Source organism: Francisella sp. 19X1-34 (genome assembly GCF_041102755.1).
GTDB lineage: Bacteria > Pseudomonadota > Gammaproteobacteria > Francisellales > Francisellaceae > Francisella.
On the sequence record NZ_JBGCTX010000043.1, the window covers coordinates 1 to 20,483 of the forward strand.

Sequence of the window (20,483 nt, forward strand, 5' to 3'; positions counted from 1 at the left end):
CATTCTGTAAATCCCTTATTGTTATATTTAAAATATATAACCTAATTAAAATTTACACAATTATCTGTAAAGACCCTCTAAAGTAAATCACTTTTTAATAGCTACCACTGTTGGAAACATTTTCTGACTATCATACATTATCTCTTTAACTTCAAAGCCACAACCAGATATAATATGACAGAACTCATCTTCAGTATGAGTCATTGTCCAGCCAACATTTAGTATATCTACAAAAATCTGCTTACCAAACTTAGCTTTATCCAAATTTTTAGTATCAACCTTATCTAATGGAATAAGAAAACTAGAAATAAGTACTCCTCCTTGCTTTAACGAACTACTTAGGATCTGAAAAAACTTTTGTACTTCATCATTTGTCTTAAGATAAATATTAAGCCCGTTGCTAACAACTGCATCATAGTAGTTTTCAATATCAAGCTTAAAAACATCCTTAATAATATAGTTAACATTTTCTAATCCTGCTAGCCCACTTTCAGATGCACAACCACTATCAAGATCATAGGCATCTATTTTAAAGTTTTTAGACAAAATCAACTCTTCTGAAAACTCTGGCAAAAGTCCAGCAGGTACCGCGAGTATATTAGAATCATCAAGTAAGCTCAAAACCTCTTGCTTAAAGATCTGATACCTCTCTTGAGTAGCATTAAATACTGGAGGTATAGTTATAAGCTTAGATTCAAAATCATTAGTATAATTGCCTTTATTTTGAGTAATAACCTTTGTCCAGTAAGCATCAAGCCCTCTATTTTGGATTAAAAATCGCCCTAAAGGACAAGTAGTTAATTGGTCTAAAAGCTCTAACAAATTCTCATCATTTTTTATTCTAAATTTAATTTCATTATAAGCGTCATCATAGTTTGCAAATACACCATGACTAATTATTTCTTTAGACATAACCTTCCTTATTAATTAAAAGTGATTTAAGAATATTTTAAAAATTGAGATTACTCTGGCTTCATATGAGGGAATAATATCACATCTCGAATAGATTGAGAGTTTGTTAGATACATTACAAGTCTATCGATACCAATACCTTGACCAGCTGTTGGAGGCATACCATACTCAAGAGCTCTAATATAATCTTTATCATAAGGCATAGCCTCATCATCACCAGATGCAGCCGCTTCAACTTGCTTTCTAAATCTTTCTGCTTGGTCTTGGGCATCATTAAGCTCAGAGAAACCATTAGCAATCTCACGCGCACCTATAAAGAACTCAAATCTATCAGTAAACTCTGGATTACCATCTTGTCTACGTGCTAATGGTGAAACTACTGCTGGATAATCTGTAATAAATGTTGGCTGAATAAGTTTATGCTCTACAGTTTCTTCAAATATTTCATTTATTAAGTGTCCAAGCTCATGGAAAGCTTCAACCTTAATATTTAATCTATCGGCAACTTTTTTGGCTGATTCAAAATCTGCTAAATCTTGTTTTGAGATATCCTCATTATACTTAACAATTGAATCAACCATTGAAATACGCTCATATTTACCACCGAAGTTGATTTTATACTCACCATACTCAAGCTCTTGAGTTCCTGTAACTTCTTGTACAAGTTTAGAAAGCATATCTTCTGTCAAATCCATAAGATCATTATAATCAGAGTATGCCATATAGAACTCAAGCATTGTAAATTCTGGGTTATGACGGGATGACACACCTTCATTTCTAAAGTTACGATTTATCTCATAAACACGCTCAAAACCACCAACAACTAATCTCTTTAGATATAACTCTGGAGCTATACGTAAATATAAAGGCATATCTAAAGCATTATGATGAGTCTTAAATGGCTTAGCTGCTGCACCACCTTGTAAAACATGCATCATTGGAGTCTCTACCTCCATAAAACTCATGCTATCAAAATAGTTACGAATAAAGCTTACTACTTTTGAGCGAACCTTAAATACTTCTCTAGCCTTTTCATTAGTAATTAAATCAACATATCTTTGACGGTATCTAGTTTCTTGATCTGATAAGCCATGGAACTTATCAGGAAGAGGTCTAATTGCTTTGGTTAGAATCTCAAAATGATCTGCATGAATAGATAACTCACCAGTATTTGTTTTGAACATAGTTCCAGAAACACCTACTATATCTCCTAAGTCACATAGATTTTTAAAAGTATTATATTGACCCTCTGGAAGATCACTTTTCTTTAAGTAAATTTGGATTCTACCTGAGAAATCTTGCAAAGTAATAAAAGAGGCTTTACCCATTACTCTTCTTAAAACTGCTCTACCTGTTACTTTATAAAGCTCTTTTGGCTCTAGCTCTTCTAACTCTTGCTTTGTTTTGTCAGAGTATTTTGCTTGTAAATCTGCAGCAACAATGTTTCTTCTAAAACCGTTTGGATGACTGATGCCATTATTTTGTTCTGCAAGTGTTTGTAGCTTTTCTTTTCTTAAAGCCATTTGTGAGCTTTCTTGCATATCTGTAATATGCTTTTTCACAAGATTAGATATCTTCTCTTTAACTTGCTCATTTATCTCATTTATCTCACTAATCTCTCCAAGAGAATTACTAATTTGCTCTCTTATCTTTCCTCTAACAGCATCTTTAACTGTTATTTCATTAACATCTAAGTATTCTTTTATCGACGTTTTTATTAAATCTTTTAATTTACTACTCATTTTTATACCTTTTGTTTAAACTAATAAAAATAGCTGTCATTCTACGGCTTGACCGTAGAATCCATATTGCTATCTTATAATTTCTTCATATAAGTCATGCCAGTGTGGATTTACAGAATTGATTAAATCAATTTTCCACTTTCTTAGCCAAGTTTTTAATCTTTTCTCTCTATGTATTGCTGCTTTAACATCTTCAAATGATTCAAAGTAAACTAAATATTTTATAGAATATTTCTTAGTAAACCCATCTACAAGACCATTTTTATGTTCAAAAACTCTTTTCACAAGGTTTGATGTAACGCCAATATATAATGTACCATAAAGTTTATTAGTCATTATATATGTATAATACATTTTTAACCCTTACAGATCCTACGGTCAAGCCGTAGGATGACATAATGTCTTTTTATAACCCACTTTTTAGGCTTGCCTCAATAAACTTATCCAAGTCACCATCTAATACCGCTTGAGTATTGGTATTTTCGACTCCTGTTCGTAAATCCTTAATACGGGATTGATCAAGAACATATGAGCGAATTTGACTCCCCCAACCAATATCAGATTTTGAGTCTTCCAAAGCACTTTTCTCAGCATTACGCTTTTGCAATTCCATCTCATATAATTTAGATTTAAGTTGCTTCATCGCACTATCTCTATTTTTATGCTGCGATCTGTCACTTTGACTTTGCACAACAATATTTGTTGGTACATGTGTTATCCTAACCGCTGAATCAGTTTTATTGACGTGCTGACCACCTGCACCTGATGCTCTATAAGTATCAACTCTTAAATCAGCAGGGTTAATTTCTATATCAATATTATCATCAACCTCTGGTGAGATAAAAACTGATGCAAAAGATGTATGGCGCTTACTATTTGAATCAAATGGCGACTTTCTAACTAACCTGTGAATACCCGTTTCAGTTCTCAACCAGCCATAAGCATACTCACCTTCAATCTTTAAAGTACAGCCTTTGATACCTGCAACATCCCCATCTGATACATCATCAACAGTTACTTTAAAACCATGACTTTCTGCCCAACGCATATACATACGCATCAGCATCTCTGCCCAATCCTGTGCTTCTGTACCACCTGAGCCTGACTGAATATCAAGATAAGTATTATTTGCATCCATTTCCCCTGAAAACATCCTACGAAACTCAAGCTTTTCTATTTCAGCAGTTACATCTTGGGTATCTTTAGCGATTTCTTGCATAAGAGACTCATCTTCTTCAGCAAGCTCTAAAAGCTCTGTTAAAGTTTCCAATGTTTCTAAAATATGCTCACAGTTATGCACTACATTTTCAAGCTCAACCTTTTGCCTACCTAGATTCTGTGCATACTCAGGATTATCCCAAATAGAGCCATCCTCTAGCTCCATAAGAACTTCTGTTAACTTCTCTTTTTTAACATCATAGTCAAAGATAGTCCCGTAAAGATTCAATACGGGCCGTTAGATTTTTCAATAAAACTCTATAATTTATAGATTCCATTTAATAGTTTTTATGTTAATTGAAATTTTGTGTATAGATTTTATATTTTTATAATAAAAATGACAATTAAATTGCAGTATAGTAGTGTTTTTTCAGACGTCTACGTAAAATAGGGCAAAGCATACTCATTTCTAAAGTAGAAATATAGCTAATAAAAATATTTTCATAGAGGATTTACATTACTTTAGAAAAAGTTTAGCCTTTATTCAATGTATATACTTTTCTATAATTACGACTATCTATTTAAAGCTATCTTGAAAAGCTACTATATTAGAGCACATTATTGAGCTTACCTATAACGTTTAGCATAGTAAAATCTTATATAATTCAAAACTTTTTTAACTTCATAACATCTTTATCAAAAACATAGTTTAATAAAAGCTTTTAATGGTTTTAAAATTAATTTGTAATAAAGGTCAGTAACTTTACCAATTACTTAAAAAGGTTGGATCTTACAACTAAAGTCTATTTAGGCCTAGGTAAGGACCAAAACTCATTATCAAATCCAGAAGCGTCTTTATATGTTCCGCAAATAACATAAGTTCCTTGAGCATTACTATAATTGAATGGCCTATCTCCATATACACTATCAAAAGACTTTACAATTCCTGCAAGATACTCTTTTACTGTATTATCAATTAAGCTTACATCATGATTATATTTTCGAGAGATTTTTGTTTGGCATAATGATTGTTTATATAAATCATAAGTTTCCATAAAAGGAGTTGTTATCGTTAATGTCAAATCATCTTTAAATTTGACTGAAGTAATACCAAATTTAAGGTGGTGATATTTACCTTTATATAAACGATGATGTCCTCCATCTATAAAGCTATTTATAATTAAACAATTACCATTCGGTTTGGTAGAGCATTTATAAGCATTATCATCATTCGGAAGTCCTTGTTGATTTAACCCTAGCACGAGTAATGCCATTTCACCAGATTTCCAGTGAGGGTATTCATTTTTATCATTTTCTGAGAGAAATAACTTACTACCTCCCGGTGATATTGCTAAATTAAATATTCCAAAATGGCTGAAAAACTTAGGAACATTAAACTCTCCTACTTTAGAATTCGTATCACTATCGATAACATATATTTTTTTAGCCGTAGTTGCTATATAAATAAGGTTTTTATATGCTGTAGCCGATGTGATTTTACCCTCATATAAACCATAGCCTAATATATCCATAGTTCTACTACCAATCGTATTATTATCTTTGAGATATATAAAACCAGCATCATACTTTGTCGCAAAAAATAATTTACTTGTACTATTTATATATTTTAAATAAAGTATTGGTGAATTTTTAAAGTCCTTGCCAAATACTCGAGGCGATACATCAAACGCTACTACAGAATCACTTTTATTTGAATTATATGAAACTAAATTCATATCACCATTTTTAAAACCATAAACTATACCAAAAGGAGTGATAGCTTCTACAGTAACTTTATCAATTGGCTTAGTTGCTTGAAGCTTCTTTAGATGGAATCCTTCTTTTCCAGAAGTATCTAAAAAATATGCCTGACTTAGTTTTGACGAATTACTACCAGAAAAAGTAAGAGTAGGTGCTAAATTCGCAAAGATACTTATTGCTGGAACAGAAGAGTCAAAAGAAACACCTTCTCGTATACTGAAAGGGTGAGCTATAGAGCTATATGCTACCAGTAAAGATTGACCATCACTTTCATTGATTTCTCCTGCATGAGGAATATATTTTATTGAGACTACTTCCGATAAGCTTGGCAGTCCAGATGGTTGAGGAATATTTGCAAAAATTTTATCATCTAAATTATATGCTTCCAAATCTCCTCTATTTCCCGATGTCGATGTAGTAAGCCCTATACTCCAGTTAGTTATTTGTGATGTGTCAATAGCTGTATGCTCAACAACATTCATCGAATAACCAATAAATAAATAACCATTAGCATAAGCCATAGTTTTAATAGCTGATTTTTGCTCACCAAATATAAATTGTTGATGACCTCTACTTGTGTCAGGTATGCCATTATTACTTGGGTATAATATTATATTACCATTACCTAACCCTAAGGCTGTATACTCTCCATTATGCCACCGAAAGATAAGTAAAGAGGTTACTTTTGATAATTGATTCTTATCTAAATCTGGGAATAACTTCTCTAACCCTCCTCCTATTTTATCAGATGTTGGACCATTAGATATACTTAAATTGTCTACGAAAATATTTTGAGGATTATTCGAGCGAATCTGTTGCGCATAAGATATTCCCAAAGTTGAACTTAAGATACATAACGAAGTAATAATTTTTTTAAATTTCATTTAAGACAATAACCTCTAGTTTTGTAAATATTAAAATTAGTATATATACTTTAATAAAAGCCTTAAAGGTCTTTTTTTATGATAATTTAATATATTTTACTCCAAGTACCTTTTGAAACTATTTTATCACCCTATGGCTTAACCATAGAATGTCAGACACTTCTAATTAACTATATATCTGTGCACAATTTTTTCATAAAAAAACTGTTTTAAAGCTTACAAACTAAAAGATTAACTAATATTAAGATTTTAAAGCGTCTTGTACTGTTACAATAATCACACTCTCGATTATTTAAAACTAATTAAATGAATAAAGTAGTAATATCTGGGCTATTTTTAATTGTAGGAATATCTAGTACTTTTGTGCAAGTTCTAATCCCTTCGCTAAAACAACAATATAATCTAAGCTATTTCCAAATAGGTTTCTTTGATGCTGCATTTTTTATTAGCTATGGCTTATTTAGCTTCATATTTGCTATTATTGCAAAGAGAATCAAGCCTACCAAAATGATAAATTATGGGCTTATTTTGGTTATAATCGCATATCTAGGCTGGCTTATCTGCCAGATTACCTCACCTTCAAATTTTTATTACCTATTAGTTAGCCAGTTTTTACTTTCAATAGGTATAGTTGCAATTTTTACATGTTGTGAATACATTGCTCTTTTTGAAAAAAATATATACTCTGTTAAGAGACTTTCCAAATATGAATCTATTCATAGTATCGGTGCCTTTTTAGCCCCATTCCTAATATCATCATTGCTTACTCTTAGCATATTTGTAAACTCTCAAAATATAGTCTTTATAATGTTTTTTATAGTTATGATTGCATTTGCATACTTTATAAAAATCACGCTAAAAAAGAGTACTGAATTTAAAGCCCCATTTTATAAAGATAAAAGCATAAATATACTATTTCTGACCAAGCACTTCAAATCCGCTATTTTTAGTTTTATATCACTAATGATATACGTAGGTATAGAAATCACAGTTGCTACATATTTAGTTCTCTTAGAAAAACAAACATTACAATCATCTGGGCTTTATCTTAGCTTATATTGGTTACTGATCTTTATTGGTAGGCTTATCGGAGGTAAGCTCTTAAAAAACTCAAAACAAGTCTTTACAATTGTAACTGTATCTTTAATCGGCATACTTCTACTTATAGTAGGGCTGTTATTCAGTAAACTAACTATAGCTATGTTGGTACTATGTGGTCTGACTAACTCTGTACTCTTTCCTGTAATATTTAGCTTAGGCTTTTACTTTAATAAGCAAAAAAATATCGAACTCTCAGGTTTTATGCTAACCGCAATCTCTGGTGGTGCTTTTATACCATTAATCACGGGGATAATTGTCGATGCCACTAACATCTATTCAAGCCTGATTGTTTGTGCAGTATGTTATGGTATTTTAGTTATTATCAATCTATATCTAAATAGTAACAAGAGTGCTAAAGCTAACTATATCTGAATTAATCAAAGTAGATAATATTTACTATTTCTTTCAAAACTTTGTTATTATTTAATCTAAAGATTTTATATAAGAATATTGCTACAAATGTCATATCAAGCATTAGCCCGTAAATACAGACCTCAATCATTTGCTGAAGTTGCTGGGCAACAACATGCTCTAAATAGCTTAGTGCATGCCTTAGAGGCACAGAAAGTCCATCACGCATATCTTTTTACAGGCACACGAGGAGTTGGTAAAACAACTTTAGGTAGACTACTAGCAAAATGTCTAAACTGTAAAACAGGTGTAACTGCAGAGCCCTGTAATGAATGTGAAAACTGTGTTGCTATAAATAACAATAGTTTTATCGATCTAATAGAAATAGATGCTGCATCACGCACAGGTGTCGAAGAGACAAAAGAAATCCTAGATAACATCCAATATATGCCCTCTCAAGGTCGCTATAAGGTTTATCTGATAGATGAAGTTCATATGTTATCTAAACAGAGCTTTAACGCCTTGTTGAAAACTCTTGAAGAACCCCCTGAGTATGTAAAATTTATCTTAGCTACTACAGATTATCATAAAATACCTGTAACAATACTCTCTAGATGTATACAGCTACATCTAAAGCATATATCTCAAGCAGACATCAAAGATCAACTAAAGATGGTTCTTTCTAAAGAGAATATAGAATCAGATGATCAATCTCTTGATTACATAGCATATCATGCCAAAGGAAGCCTTAGAGACGCACTAAGCTTACTTGATCAAGCAATTAGTTTTTGTAGTGGCAAACTTGAACAATCACAAATCAAACAAATGCTTGGTATAGTCGATAGTGAAGAAATTTATACATTAATAGATGCTATTATAAATGATACTCCAGATAAGATATTACCAGCAGTTAAAAATCTAACCCTATCTGAAGATAACGCTGATGCCATACTTGATCGAATAGCTGAAATTTGGTTTAGTTGCTGTCTATATGGTATAACTCAAAGCCTCGACTCAACAAATCAAATTAGTGTAGATTTGATAAACAATATTCTTGATAAAATTGATATTGAACAGGCTCACTTACTCTATCAGCTAACTATTTCAGCAAAAAGAGATCTTTCATTAGCTCCAAGCTTTGAAACTGGGCTCGCAATGGCTATTCTTAGACTCATAGCTTTCAAAAAAAAAAGCTTAAGTAATATAAGTAATAGCACTGATACTAATCAACAAGCTAACACTAACCATATAGTTAAAACTAAAAATAAGGACCTTGCTAGCCTTCAAGAAGAGTTTAGAAAGCCTGTTACTACTACAATCTCCAACCCAGTTAAAACTAATGAGACAAACACAATAGTACAGAAAGAAGAAAAGGAGCAAGTACAAGAACAGCATAATGATCTTGATAAGCACTGGTTTAATACTCTTAATAAAATAAAGCTTAAAGGCTTCACAAAAACACTCGCATTTAATAGCCATCTAATCAAGGATGACGGAGATATTTATCAAATCCAATTAAATGATGATGCTAAGAAAATTCTAGAGCTTGATCCACAAAGTATTGCAAAACTACAGTCAGCTATTTGTGAATTTCTGGATAATCCAAGCTTTAGGCTTGATATAAAAAACTTACCGTCTCATGTACCAAATGATGGAAATAAATCTCCTGCAGAAATAAAACGTGAAAATGCAGTACAGAAAATCCATAGTGATAAAAGCGTAGAATTAATAAAGGATAGTTTAGAATTAGATATCAAAGATGAAAATATAGTTCTAACAGACTGATAAATATTTTTTGTATCCTTATTGAAATTACCAGTTGAATATATTTTAGCTTATAATTTAGATTCTACGATCAAGTCGTAGAATTGGCACACTTACTTAAAAGTTAGATATACTCCCACGCAGTTTTATCTGCAAAAATTGCATGTAAAAGTTTATTGTTAAGAGTATGTCCTGACTTAAAACAGTTAAAGTGACCTAGGATATAACCTCCAACATAGAAGTCCCCAATAGCATCTAAAAGCTTATGTCTAACAAACTCATCATCATAGCGTAAACCGCCCTCATTAAGAACACCTTCATTACTAATACCTACTGCATTATCCAAAGAGGCTCCTTTTGCAAGATTATTCTGATGTAAATAAGCAAGCTGCTCATAGAAACCAAATGTTCTAGCTTTTGACACCATTTCAATATACTCATGGATATTATATTCAAAGATAATATGATCATTAGTCGCAGCAATTACTGGATGATCCCACTGTATTTTAAATTCATATTTAAGAGTATCACTAGGCAGTACTTCAGCAAACTTATCCTCATGCTCAACTCTTATAGGCTTTAAGATTCTAATACCTTTTCTAGCTTCGTTTTGCTCGCTTATCCCTACTTCTTTCAAAAGCTGTGTAAATTCATAGGAACTACCATCCATAACTGGAAGCTCTGGAGCATTAACCTCAACAAGAACATTATCCACTTCAAACATAGCAAGAGCCGACATTAAATGCTCTATTGTTGATATCGCTAAGTTTTGATCTCCTTCTTTTGTCAAAAGAGTACACATAACAGCCTCTTTAATATTAAAAGGTGTTACTTTAATATCAACCATAGGATTTAAATCTGCTCTACGAAATACTATACCTGTATTAACATCTGCTGGTTTAACTGTCATAGAAACATCCACACCAGAGTGTAAGCCAATACCTGTTACAGAAAACTGCTTTGCTATTGTTTTTTGCCTCATTCTTTAACCTCTTTAATTATAGATATAAGTTAACCTACTAAACATGATCTACTAAAATACAACCGTCTCGATCAATTTCAAGACAAGATCATATATAACCCACATGCCAAAATAAATTTAGCATTGTAGTTGTTTAATAAGCTAGTTATATATAAAAATATCAATATCTAAATTATATATGTCAAAAATTTATATTGATATAGAACAGCCTAAGATTTTAGGCTATTGTCGATATATTTGATTTATTAGGATTAAAAGAAAAACTTATATAAGACTTATTATCTTCTTCTTAAGAAGCTAGGAATATCTGATTTATCAGCTGAATCAAAATCAGATTTTGATGTATCACTAGAAGCTGAAACATCAGATTCTTTTCTCACAAAAGGAGCATTTGGCTTATTTGAAAAGCCTGAACCTTGGCTAGAAGCAGGTTTTTTCTCAACACCAAAGCCTTTCTTCATAGCAACTTTCTCGATACCCGTTACAACAACTGTTACATTCATAGAATCAGACATATCAGGATCAATAACAGTACCAGCTATCACGATCGCTTCATCAGAAATGAAAGATCTAATAACTTCACCGACTTCTTCAAATTCACCAATAGACATATCCATACCAGCTGTAATGTTTACAATCACACCCTTAGCACCATCTAGGTTGATATCTTCTAGAAGAGGGCTTGAGATCGCAGCTTCTGCAGCTTCTCTTGCTCTATTTTCACCAGTTGCTTGGCCCATACCCATCATAGCAAGACCCATATCAGTCATTACCGCTCTAACATCCGCAAAGTCGACGTTGATCAGACCTGGCTTAGTGATTAGCTCAGAAACACCCTTCACAGCGTTTCCTAAAACATCATTAGCTGCATTAAATGCATCTAATAAAGAAGCACCTTTACCAAGTACGCTTAAAAGCTTTTCATTAGGTACTGTAATTATAGAGTCAACGTGTTGAGTAAGCTCATCAATACCATACTCAGCTGCTTTCATTCTTCTAGGACCTTCAAATGGGAAAGGTTTTGTTACTACAGCAACTGTAAGAATTCCCATCTCTTTTGCCACCTCTGCAACTACAGGAGCTCCACCTGTACCTGTACCACCGCCCATACCAGCAGTGATGAAAACCATATCAGCACCTTCTAATAATTGCTCAATTTTAGCTCTATCTTCTGTAGCTGCTCTTTTACCAACTTCCGGGTTTGCGCCAGCCCCTAAACCTTTAGTAAGGTTAGTACCAATTTGTAGCACATTTTGAACTTTTGATTTTGATAATGCTTGACCATCTGTGTTTAAGGCATAAAACTCAACATCACTAACCTCCTCACACATATGCTGTACAGCGTTACCGCCACCTCCGCCAACACCGACAACTTTAATTATGGCACTTGAAACCATTGAATCATTAAAATCAAACATCTTATACTCCTTTACTTTAGATTTATTTTTTTAACCTTTTATATCTTAAAAATTATTCGAAAACCATCCTTTTACAGATGACATTATCTTTTTCTTAGACTTCTCTGTATCCTCATCAATCTCTATCATATCCTCATCAACACTTTGATCAGAACCTGCTTGAGCATTCTCAGAAGCATATTTCAATAATCCAACAACTGTTGAATAAGAAGGGTTATGTACTACCTCATTTGCCCCACTAACCTCTATTGGCCCACCAACTCTTACAGGAAGCTTAAACATATCCTCGGCTAATCTAGCAAGTCCCTTTAGCTTTGCTCCACCTCCAGTGAATACTATGCCTGAGGATATTACATCAAGTAAGCGATTTTGGTCTAACTCTCTATACAAAGCCTCAAATATTTCCTCAACTCTAGCTTCTATAACTAGTGATAAATCTTGTAGTGATATCCTTTTTTTAGCATTGCCTAAAGAGTTTGGTATATCTATTTTCTCATCTGGATTTTTAAGATATTTACTCGCTGCATAACCGTATTGAAGTTTTAAGCTTTCTGCAGCTTCTATAGGAAGTCTAAATACTTTTGAAACATCTGAAGAAATATTATTGCCTCCAGTTGTAATGCTAGATGTATAACAAATCCCACCTTCTGTAAATACAGAAAAGCTCGTTGAATCTGCTCCTAGATTAACTAAGCATACACCCATTTCTTTTTCATTTTCTGTAAGAGTCGCACTACTTGCTGCTAGATGCTCAACTACTAAGCTACTTATCTTATAACCACAGTTTGAAACACACTTTCTTACATTTTGTAATAAGCGCGAAGATGCAACAATGATATGAACATTAGACTCTAGCCTAACAGCAAACATTCCTATTGGCTCTGTAACACCAGATTGACCATCTACTATATAGTCTCTTTGTAACACATGAAGCATCTCAGTATCTGCAGACATTGGCACTGCTTTTGCAGTTTTTATCGCCATAGCAAGATCTTCCATACTAACCTCACCATTATCTACAGCTGCCAAACCGTAAGAATTAAAACCAGCTATACTAGGGGCACTTATTCCTAAAGTTACTTCCTTAACATCAACTCCAGCTATGCTTTTAGCCTCATCTAAAGCAGCATTTAATGTCTCCATAGCCATTTCAAGGTTAATTACAGAACCTTGCTTTATACCTTTAGATCTTTTCTGACTCACACCTAATATTTTTATACTATTATTTTCTGCAAGCTGTCCAATCGCAACAGTGACCTTGTGAGAGCCTAGATCAACAGCACAAAAATTATCATTCCCAAAACTCATTTATTAGCCCCAATCAATCTAAAAGAGAGATATTTTATTATTTTTATATACACTTATATTACATTATAAGCTGATAATTATAGAAAACCAATAGTATAAAACATTCTTTTCTATTTATACTTAACAGCAAAGCCATCACTATAACGCATATCAAAATATTGTACTGACTTATAATCTTTTACTTTTTGGTATGATTTAAAGAATAATTCTAATCTTGAACGTAATTTTTTTGAGCCAAGAGCTACTTTAATATCATTATCAAGTAGTAGAGTAAATTGATTACCACTATAGTAAATTTTTATGATCTGTGTATCATTCTTCTTAGCAATAGTATTTAACTCTTGATACATCTGGTATATATAATCTTTGTTATCATTATCCGTACTTTCTATATAAGGGAGCTCCCCATCATAGCTAAAGACCTGTGGAGTAATTATATCCATATTATCTAATAAAATTTTATCATTATTCCAATAAGCAATAGGCTTATGATCGTAAAGATAGATCACAAGTGTTGATGGCCATACTTTTTTCACTAATGTATAATCAACGCCCTTAAATGAATGAAGATACTTTTCTATACCATCGGTATTAACATCAAACCATTCTTTATTACTAAGTTTATCAACTTTATTTATCAAACCTTGTTTTGATATGTAAACCAGACCATCATTAGAAACCACATCAACCCTTGAAATTGACCTATCAGTCTTACTAACAATATATATTGCAATGCCAAGTAGTACTAATAGTATCAAACCTAATATTAGGAACTTCCGTGTAACGCCAATCATCTTGCCTGTTCTATTATTAATTTAACTAAATCATCAAAATCAATACCTTCGACCGCAGCAGATTTTGGCGAAAGACTATTCTCTGTCATTCCCGGCGAGGAATTTATTTCCATGATATAAAACTCTCCGTCAGCATAGATAAAATCAACTCTTGCATGACCTTTGCAATCTAACAGATCATATGCTCTTTTAGCTAATTGACGAACTTCTAGCTCTTTTTCTTGACATAAGCCACTTGGGCAATGGTATATTGATTTACCACTATACTTAGATTCATAATCATAAAACTCATTCAATGGCTCAATCCACACAGATGAAAAAACTTGATCATTGACCACAGCTACAGTTATTTCTTTGCCTGAGACCCATTGCTCAATCATTACTTCGCCATATTTAGAAGCTTCTTCATAAGCAGGCTTTAACTCATCAAGTGTTTTAACTTTAAATGTGGCTATACTTGAGCCACCATTACTTGGTTTAACAGCTACAGGAAAACTTATTTCATCTTCACACACTAATTTCTTAGTAAGAATTTTTGCCATTGGTGTTGGCATACGATGATGAATCCAAATTTCTTTAGAGATCATCTTATCCATAGTAATAACTGAAGATCTCATACCTGAACTAGTATGTTTAATGCCTAACATTTCTAATAATGCTGAAATTCTACCATTCTCACCATCTTCACCATGTAAAGCAATAAAGCATTTATCAGGATTTAGCTCTAAAAGCTTTAAAACCAATTCTTTTGAACTGGCATCTAAGCCTACAGCAGTATAGCCTTGACGTATTAATGAATCTAAGACAGCCTTTCCAGAATTTAAAGAGACTTCCCTTTCAGGAGAATCACCACCATATAAAACAACTATTTTTTCTTTGCTCATAAATTTAATTTCTTCTTTCTCTGAAAAACTTTCTTAAAAGCTCTCCACATTGTTGATTCATTACACCATTAACTATCCGAAATTTATGGTTAAAACCTTTACCTTGGTGCAGCTTCTGTATTGACGTAACACCTACACGTGTATCATCGCAAGCATAAATCAATTCAGAAACTCTTGCCTGAACTAAAGCACCAAAACACATTATACATGGCTCTAAAGTAACATACAATTTTGTATCAACTAATCTATAATTATTCAGCTTTTTAGCTGTTTTTCTTAGGGCTAATATCTCTGCGTGAGCTGTTGGATCATTTAATGTAATAGTCTGATTATATGACCGGGCTAATATTTGATCGTTCTGATCAACAACTATAGCTCCAATAGGTACCTCGCCTGCATTGTATCCTAAAAGCGCCTGCTCATAGGCTTTTTGCATAAAAAATTCATGTTTTTCAAAGTCGCTAGACATAAAAAAATTTATATTTTCCTTGAACAAAATATATCTCTTAGATAATATTACACATTACAAAATTGTTTGCTAGCGCTTTTTAATAAAGCCGGTGGGTGCTTGCAAGCTATGTTAAACCAACCACACTGGAAATGGAAATAAATAAAATGTCAGAAAATTTCAAAGAACTATTTGAACAATCTCTAAAACAAACAGAGATGAGAGTAGGTAAAATCATCGAAGCAACTGTCGTTAGTATAGATAAAGAATTTGCAATGATTGATGCTGGTCTTAAGTCAGAGTCTTTCATCCCTGTAGCTTCTTTAAAGAATGACGATGGTGAACTAGAAGTAGCTGTTGGTGATAAAATCAACGTTGTTCTAGAAGCTTTAGATAACAGCTGCGGTGAAACTAGACTATCAAGAGACAAAGCTAAGAAAATTGAGCTTTGGGACAGAATCGAAAATGCTTTCGAAAACAATGAGACTGTACTTGGTAGAATTACTAACCACGTACGCGGTGGTTACACTATGGATGTTGAAGGTCTTAGAGCTTTCTTACCTGGTTCATTAGTTGATACAAGACCTATCAAAGATGTAGCACACTTAGAAGATAAAGACATCGAATTGAAAGTTGTTAAGATAGATACTAAGAGAAACAACATCGTTGTTTCTAGAAAAGCTGTTATCGAAGAGAACAACTCTGGTGATAGAGATGCTATGCTAGAGAAAATCTCTGAAGGTACTGTTCTTAAAGGTATCGTTAAAAATATCACAGACTTCGGTGCGTTTATTGATCTTGGTGGTGTTGATGGTCTATTACACATTACAGATATTTCTTGGAGCAGAATCAGCCACCCTACAGATGTACTATCTATAGGTCAAGAAATCGATGTTAAAGTAATCAAGTTTGACAAAGATAAGCAAAGAATATCTCTAGGTATCAAGCAACTTGGTGAAGATCCTTGGTTAAATATTGCTAATGAGCTTCCTGTAGGTGCTAAGCTAATGGGTACTGTAACTAACATCACAGACTACGGTTGTTTTGTTAAGCTTAAAGAAGGTATCGAAGGTCTAGTTCATACTTCAGAAATGGATTGGACTAACAAAAACGTTAACCCTCATAAAGCTGTATCAATCGGTCAAGAAGTTGAAGTTATCGTACTTGAGCTAGATGCTGACAAGCATAGAATATCTTTAGGTATCAAGCAATGCAGACCTAATCCTTGGAGCGAGTTTGATAAGAACTACAAAACAGGTGATAAAGTTACTGGTAAAATCAGATCAATCACTGAGTTTGGTGTATTTATCGGTCTTGAAGGTGGCATAGATGGTCTTGTACATATATCAGATGTTGCTTGGGATAACCCTGCTAAAGCTATCAAAGAGCTTAAGAAAGGTGATGATGTAGAAGCTGTATTAGTTTCTGTAAACACTGATCTTGAAAGAATTGCCCTTAGCATGAAGCAACTTTCTGAAGATCCATTCAAGAACTTCATCAACATCCATCCAAAAGGTTCTTTAGTGAAAGGTACAGTAGCTAAAGTACAAGAAAATGGTGCTGTTGTAATGCTTGATGAAGAAAACAACATTGATGGTTTCATCAGAATTGCTGAAGTATCTGTTGATCATACAAAAGATGTTCGCGATGAGTTAAGCGAAGGTCAAGAAGTAGAAGCTAGAATAATCAATATCGATGCTAAGAAGAGAAGTATAGCTCTTTCTATCAAAGCTGTTGATGAAGATAACACTTCTGCTGCTAAATCTAACTACAAAGTAGAACAAATGACTCCTACTACTCTTGGTGATCTTATTAAAGAGCAATTAAGCAAAAAGTAAGAATCTCAAACTACTTTAAAACATTAAATCTACGTAACCTATAAGCTATTTTCAGTTTATAGGTTTTTTTATTTTTAAAAATAGCTAAAATTAAACTCACTAAAATATTCTACTACTAAAAATATGCTTACTGATAATATACAAGTTATTAATATTGAGCTTAAAAATAATAAAGTTGTTAGCATACCAACTGATACTGTATATGGTCTTAGTTGTAAATTATCAAAAGATGCTGTCAATAAAGTTATAGATCTAAAAAAAAGAAACTCCAGTAAAGGATTTATTATAATATCTCATGATTATAAGCATTTAATGAAGTATGTTGATATAGCGCTACTAACAGCAGAACAAATTGAAAAAATAGCGACAAAACAAGATAGCCCTACTACATGGATCGTACCAGGTAAAAAGAGTATCCAGTGGCTTACAGGTGGCAAACCAACTATTGCTATACGTTTAGTAGATACAGATATAGTCAATCAAGTATGCTCAAATATCGATGATGCCATTATCTCAACAAGCGCAAATATTTCTGGTTATGATTTTATTAACAATGCTAAAAACATAAGTAGTACATTTCCTGAAATTTATGTCTTGGAAACTCAAACAAAAGCTTCGCAACCATCTAAAATTATTGATATACTTACAGGCCAAAGAATAAGATAGCGACTAGCGATTTATAATTTGATAAATTATTAAAAATGTAATAGCATTACTTTGTTAAACTTATTTAGAGATATAAAGTTAAAGGAAAAAAATGGAAAAGATAAGTCATAAAGAAATCCAAGATAAGTTGTGGAGTAACGAAGATGAAAACAGCTTATCTAACGAGCAATACAATACTCTTTTAATAGAGCAATATAGGATTTATGTGGAATTAACTGATAAAACCGCATATAGAAGAATTGTTATAAATCTCTTCTTCCTGGTTTTCAACCTAATACTTGTTGGTGTTGTTGCTTTAGCTATTAGTAATAATATAAATGTCAACAATCCTCCGTCTGCTGTATTGGTAAGTATACCTTACTTTGCTGGTCTTGTATTTTGCTATGCTTGGTGGAAGATTATTAGATTCTTCAGACATCATATACAAATTAAAAATAGTATCGTACCTTCCTTAGAAAGACGCCTACCTTCAAGAGTATGGCTAACAGAAGAGCACATTGCTGAAGAAAAAGGCTCTTTTAAGCCTATTAGAATTTTAGAGATATATATGCCATTCATATTTATGGGTATATATTCAGCACTATTCTTATTTATCCAAATTGCTTGGCTGAATCACTAATATAATAATGTCATCTTTCAATATTAAAAAATTTGAAAATATCGACGCATCTAACCAATCTCAAACATTTATTGACGCTTTAGAAAAGTTTAACTCTACTAAACAGATTCAAGAACTTAAGCAAATAGCAAGAGATAAAATAAAAAGCTTTGATAGAGCTACTATTTTAGATGCTGGATGTGGTCCAGGATTTGAATCAACTAAAATAGCTTCTGAGTTTCCCAACAATGTTTGTAAAGCCGTTGACTTAAGTAATGACTTCTTAAAAAATGCTAGTTTGAAAGCTATAGATAAAAATCTTATGAATCTAGAGTTTCAGCAAATGGATATACATAGCTTAGATTTTAGTGACAGCGTGTTTGAGTACTCACGTGCAGAAAGAGTACTATTATACTTAAAAGAGCCTCTACAAGCCTTAAAAGAGCTTAAAAGAGTAACTAAAAACAATGGCTATATATGTTTAATCGAACCAGATTGGGAAACGAACACAATAAATATTACAAATAGACAGTTAGTAAGAAAAATCATTAATTATGATTGTGATAAAAACATCCGTAGTGGCTGGATAGGTAGACAACTTCCAAGATACCTAAAAAGTTTAGATCTTAATTTTGAAATAGAAACTAGAGTCGTTATTTTGCCTCAAGACTTAGCATATATGTTTTATGATGGAGTTATACAATCAAATTATGAAAATAATAATATAAATAGTCAAGAATATAGCCTTATTAATAAAGAGCTTAATGAGCTATATAATAATGGTGATTTATTTTGCACAATATCTTATTTTTTGTACATCTGTAAAGTTGCTAAGAATTAGCTTGAATTTCTGACTGTTGTTGAGATATATATTCATCATTTTTTTGCCAAATATTATTTAACCAACTTTGAAACGCTTTTTTTTCTTCCTCATTATTAAAATAATCTCCCAAAGGAACATCCGAAATTGGTATTAAATCAACTTTCACCTTTATATTTTTGGTTTTCCTAACCATAAAATCCCATAAAGTCTGCTCAGGGTCATCATACACAATAGTAGTGTTTAATATTCCAGCCATTCTACCTGATAAACTTTTAAGTATTACAGCTATACCGCCAGCCTTAGGGTTAAGCAAATTTTTATAATTACTCTTCTTTACTTTTTCAAGAGAGAATCTAGTTCCTTCAACAAAATTAACTATTGTAGTAGGCCTTAAGGATAATCCTTTACAGTACTCAAAAGTCTTGTTTAAATCCTCTCCTTTTTTCTCTGGATTTGCAGCTAAATACTCTTTTGAATATCTTTTCATCGCCGGAAATTCAAGAGCCCAAGCAATTAAACCCAGAACAGGTATAAAGAATACCTGAACTTTCATAAAAAACTTAGGAAATGCAATTTTCTTATGAAAAGCTAGCATAAGTATAAAAGTATCAAGCCAACTTTTATGATTACATATAATCAAATAAGAGCTATTTTTATCCAAGCTCGCATTTTGCTCAAACTGAATCTTTGTTGGAGAAAAAAGCTTTGTAATCAAAATAGCATAACTAACCCATAAGCCTGCACAGTACTGAACAGCTGTAGTACAGAAGTACCTTACACCTTTAATTGGTACAAGCAGTTTAATCAACGAAAAGAAAAACACCGGAATAACAGTAACTATCCCACTTGATAAAAAACAAGTAGTGGAGAACAAAGCATAATATGTATACTTTAGAATTTTAATCATAATATTTTAAAAACTAACCCTTTAGTCTTTATAGTACCACTTACAAACTCACTTTTGGAGGATCTTAAGGGTCTTTACAGATAATTGTGTAAATTTTAATTAGGTTATATATTTTAAATATAACAATAAGGGATTTACAGAATG

The 20,483-nt window shown here is 32.5% G+C and carries 18 protein-coding genes; 6 read left to right on the forward strand and 12 right to left on the reverse strand.

The genetic code is table 11. The features are described 5' to 3' along the window. Positions 1 to 87: 87 nt before the first annotated feature. The 5 genes from AB8E56_RS07820 to AB8E56_RS07840 all read right to left on the reverse strand — a co-directional run bounded on the left by AB8E56_RS07820 (position 88) and on the right by AB8E56_RS07840 (position 6,457). Positions 88 to 912 (reverse strand): hypothetical protein, encoded by an 825-nt coding sequence (locus AB8E56_RS07820; protein ID WP_329479793.1) that lies wholly within the window; start codon positions 910 to 912, stop codon positions 88 to 90. A gap of 50 nt (positions 913 to 962) precedes the next feature. Next, a complete protein-coding gene (lysS, locus tag AB8E56_RS07825; protein ID WP_329479795.1) occupies positions 963 to 2,654 on the reverse strand; it encodes a lysine--tRNA ligase in 1,692 nt (563 codons plus the stop codon). Between the two features lie 69 nt (positions 2,655 to 2,723). Further along, entirely contained in the window at positions 2,724 to 3,008 is a 285-nt protein-coding gene (locus tag AB8E56_RS07830) for a GIY-YIG nuclease family protein (RefSeq protein ID WP_329479797.1), read from the reverse strand. Between the two features lie 52 nt (positions 3,009 to 3,060). After that, positions 3,061 to 4,150 (reverse strand): peptide chain release factor 2 gene (prfB, locus tag AB8E56_RS07835; protein WP_329479799.1). Its coding sequence is split into 2 segments (ribosomal slippage): positions 3,061 to 4,077 and positions 4,079 to 4,150, totalling 1,089 coding nucleotides; the frame shifts between segments, so codons are not numbered across the junction. 465 nt (positions 4,151 to 4,615) lie between these two features. Beyond that, positions 4,616 to 6,457, reverse strand: coding sequence for a hypothetical protein (locus AB8E56_RS07840; protein ID WP_329479801.1), 1,842 nt, complete (start codon positions 6,455 to 6,457; stop codon positions 4,616 to 4,618). A gap of 306 nt (positions 6,458 to 6,763) precedes the next feature. Between AB8E56_RS07840 and AB8E56_RS07845 the strand changes: the two genes are divergently transcribed. Beyond that, positions 6,764 to 7,930: an MFS transporter gene (locus AB8E56_RS07845; RefSeq protein ID WP_329479803.1), complete on the forward strand. Its 1,167-nt coding sequence runs from the start codon at positions 6,764 to 6,766 to the stop codon at positions 7,928 to 7,930. An 87-nt stretch (positions 7,931 to 8,017) separates the two neighbouring features. Further along, positions 8,018 to 9,694 carry a DNA polymerase III subunit gamma/tau gene (gene dnaX / locus AB8E56_RS07850; RefSeq protein WP_329479805.1) on the forward strand — a complete coding sequence of 559 codons (1,677 nt, stop codon included), beginning with the start codon at positions 8,018 to 8,020 and terminating at the stop codon, positions 9,692 to 9,694. Between the two features lie 103 nt (positions 9,695 to 9,797). On the opposite strand, the gene lpxC is transcribed toward dnaX, so the two are convergent. The 6 genes from lpxC to tadA form a co-directional block, all read right to left on the reverse strand. After that, positions 9,798 to 10,655 carry a UDP-3-O-acyl-N-acetylglucosamine deacetylase gene (lpxC, locus tag AB8E56_RS07855; protein WP_329479807.1) on the reverse strand — a complete coding sequence of 286 codons (858 nt, stop codon included), beginning with the start codon at positions 10,653 to 10,655 and terminating at the stop codon, positions 9,798 to 9,800. A 278-nt stretch (positions 10,656 to 10,933) separates the two neighbouring features. Further along, the gene (gene ftsZ / locus AB8E56_RS07860) at positions 10,934 to 12,073 is read right to left on the reverse strand and encodes a cell division protein FtsZ (protein ID WP_329479809.1); all 1,140 of its coding nucleotides are present in this window, start codon (positions 12,071 to 12,073) and stop codon (positions 10,934 to 10,936) included. 45 nt (positions 12,074 to 12,118) lie between these two features. Further along, positions 12,119 to 13,381, reverse strand: a complete 1,263-nt coding sequence (ftsA, locus tag AB8E56_RS07865; RefSeq protein ID WP_329479811.1) for a cell division protein FtsA — start codon at positions 13,379 to 13,381, stop codon at positions 12,119 to 12,121. A gap of 110 nt (positions 13,382 to 13,491) precedes the next feature. Next, complete coding sequence (locus AB8E56_RS07870; protein WP_329479813.1) at positions 13,492 to 14,175, reverse strand: cell division protein FtsQ/DivIB; 684 nt, start codon at positions 14,173 to 14,175, stop codon at positions 13,492 to 13,494. Next, positions 14,172 to 15,059 carry a D-alanine--D-alanine ligase gene (locus tag AB8E56_RS07875; protein WP_329479816.1) on the reverse strand — a complete coding sequence of 296 codons (888 nt, stop codon included), beginning with the start codon at positions 15,057 to 15,059 and terminating at the stop codon, positions 14,172 to 14,174. Before AB8E56_RS07875 ends, AB8E56_RS07870 begins: the two co-directional genes overlap by 4 nt. Before the next feature lie 4 nt (positions 15,060 to 15,063). After that, positions 15,064 to 15,528, reverse strand: coding sequence for a tRNA adenosine(34) deaminase TadA (gene tadA / locus AB8E56_RS07880; RefSeq protein ID WP_329479818.1), 465 nt, complete (start codon positions 15,526 to 15,528; stop codon positions 15,064 to 15,066). Positions 15,529 to 15,674: 146 nt separating this feature from the next. On the opposite strand from tadA, the gene rpsA reads away from it, so the two are divergent. From rpsA to AB8E56_RS07900, 4 genes are all read left to right on the forward strand, one after another. Further along, positions 15,675 to 17,345: a 30S ribosomal protein S1 gene (rpsA, locus tag AB8E56_RS07885; RefSeq protein WP_329479820.1), complete on the forward strand. Its 1,671-nt coding sequence runs from the start codon at positions 15,675 to 15,677 to the stop codon at positions 17,343 to 17,345. A 123-nt stretch (positions 17,346 to 17,468) separates the two neighbouring features. Next, positions 17,469 to 18,011, forward strand: a complete 543-nt coding sequence (locus tag AB8E56_RS07890) for a Sua5/YciO/YrdC/YwlC family protein (RefSeq protein ID WP_329479823.1) — start codon at positions 17,469 to 17,471, stop codon at positions 18,009 to 18,011. Positions 18,012 to 18,102: 91 nt separating this feature from the next. Further along, the gene (locus AB8E56_RS07895; protein ID WP_150467163.1) at positions 18,103 to 18,630 is read left to right on the forward strand and encodes a hypothetical protein; all 528 of its coding nucleotides are present in this window, start codon (positions 18,103 to 18,105) and stop codon (positions 18,628 to 18,630) included. A gap of 7 nt (positions 18,631 to 18,637) precedes the next feature. Continuing rightward, positions 18,638 to 19,450, forward strand: coding sequence for a methyltransferase domain-containing protein (locus AB8E56_RS07900; protein ID WP_329479826.1), 813 nt, complete (start codon positions 18,638 to 18,640; stop codon positions 19,448 to 19,450). On the opposite strand, the gene AB8E56_RS07905 is transcribed toward AB8E56_RS07900, so the two are convergent. Next, positions 19,440 to 20,339, reverse strand: a complete 900-nt coding sequence (locus AB8E56_RS07905; protein WP_329479828.1) for an acyltransferase — start codon at positions 20,337 to 20,339, stop codon at positions 19,440 to 19,442. The genes AB8E56_RS07900 and AB8E56_RS07905 overlap by 11 nt on opposite strands. Positions 20,340 to 20,483: the final 144 nt, after the last annotated feature.

Coding starts and splice junctions, on each gene's coding strand:
- AB8E56_RS07870 (WP_329479813.1), bottom strand. CDS start 14,175: ATGATTGGCGTTACACGGAAGTTCCTAATATTAGGTTTGATACTATTA.
- dnaX (WP_329479805.1), top strand. CDS start 8,018: ATGTCATATCAAGCATTAGCCCGTAAATACAGACCTCAATCATTTGCT.
- AB8E56_RS07830 (WP_329479797.1), bottom strand. CDS start 3,008: ATGTATTATACATATATAATGACTAATAAACTTTATGGTACATTATAT.
- AB8E56_RS07820 (WP_329479793.1), bottom strand. CDS start 912: ATGTCTAAAGAAATAATTAGTCATGGTGTATTTGCAAACTATGATGAC.
- AB8E56_RS07875 (WP_329479816.1), bottom strand. CDS start 15,059: ATGAGCAAAGAAAAAATAGTTGTTTTATATGGTGGTGATTCTCCTGAA.
- lpxC (WP_329479807.1), bottom strand. CDS start 10,655: ATGAGGCAAAAAACAATAGCAAAGCAGTTTTCTGTAACAGGTATTGGC.
- AB8E56_RS07905 (WP_329479828.1), bottom strand. CDS start 20,339: ATGATTAAAATTCTAAAGTATACATATTATGCTTTGTTCTCCACTACT.
- ftsZ (WP_329479809.1), bottom strand. CDS start 12,073: ATGTTTGATTTTAATGATTCAATGGTTTCAAGTGCCATAATTAAAGTT.
- lysS (WP_329479795.1), bottom strand. CDS start 2,654: ATGAGTAGTAAATTAAAAGATTTAATAAAAACGTCGATAAAAGAATAC.
- AB8E56_RS07895 (WP_150467163.1), top strand. CDS start 18,103: ATGGAAAAGATAAGTCATAAAGAAATCCAAGATAAGTTGTGGAGTAAC.
- AB8E56_RS07840 (WP_329479801.1), bottom strand. CDS start 6,457: ATGAAATTTAAAAAAATTATTACTTCGTTATGTATCTTAAGTTCAACT.
- AB8E56_RS07845 (WP_329479803.1), top strand. CDS start 6,764: ATGAATAAAGTAGTAATATCTGGGCTATTTTTAATTGTAGGAATATCT.
- ftsA (WP_329479811.1), bottom strand. CDS start 13,381: ATGAGTTTTGGGAATGATAATTTTTGTGCTGTTGATCTAGGCTCTCAC.
- AB8E56_RS07900 (WP_329479826.1), top strand. CDS start 18,638: ATGTCATCTTTCAATATTAAAAAATTTGAAAATATCGACGCATCTAAC.
- AB8E56_RS07890 (WP_329479823.1), top strand. CDS start 17,469: ATGCTTACTGATAATATACAAGTTATTAATATTGAGCTTAAAAATAAT.
- tadA (WP_329479818.1), bottom strand. CDS start 15,528: ATGTCTAGCGACTTTGAAAAACATGAATTTTTTATGCAAAAAGCCTAT.
- rpsA (WP_329479820.1), top strand. CDS start 15,675: ATGTCAGAAAATTTCAAAGAACTATTTGAACAATCTCTAAAACAAACA.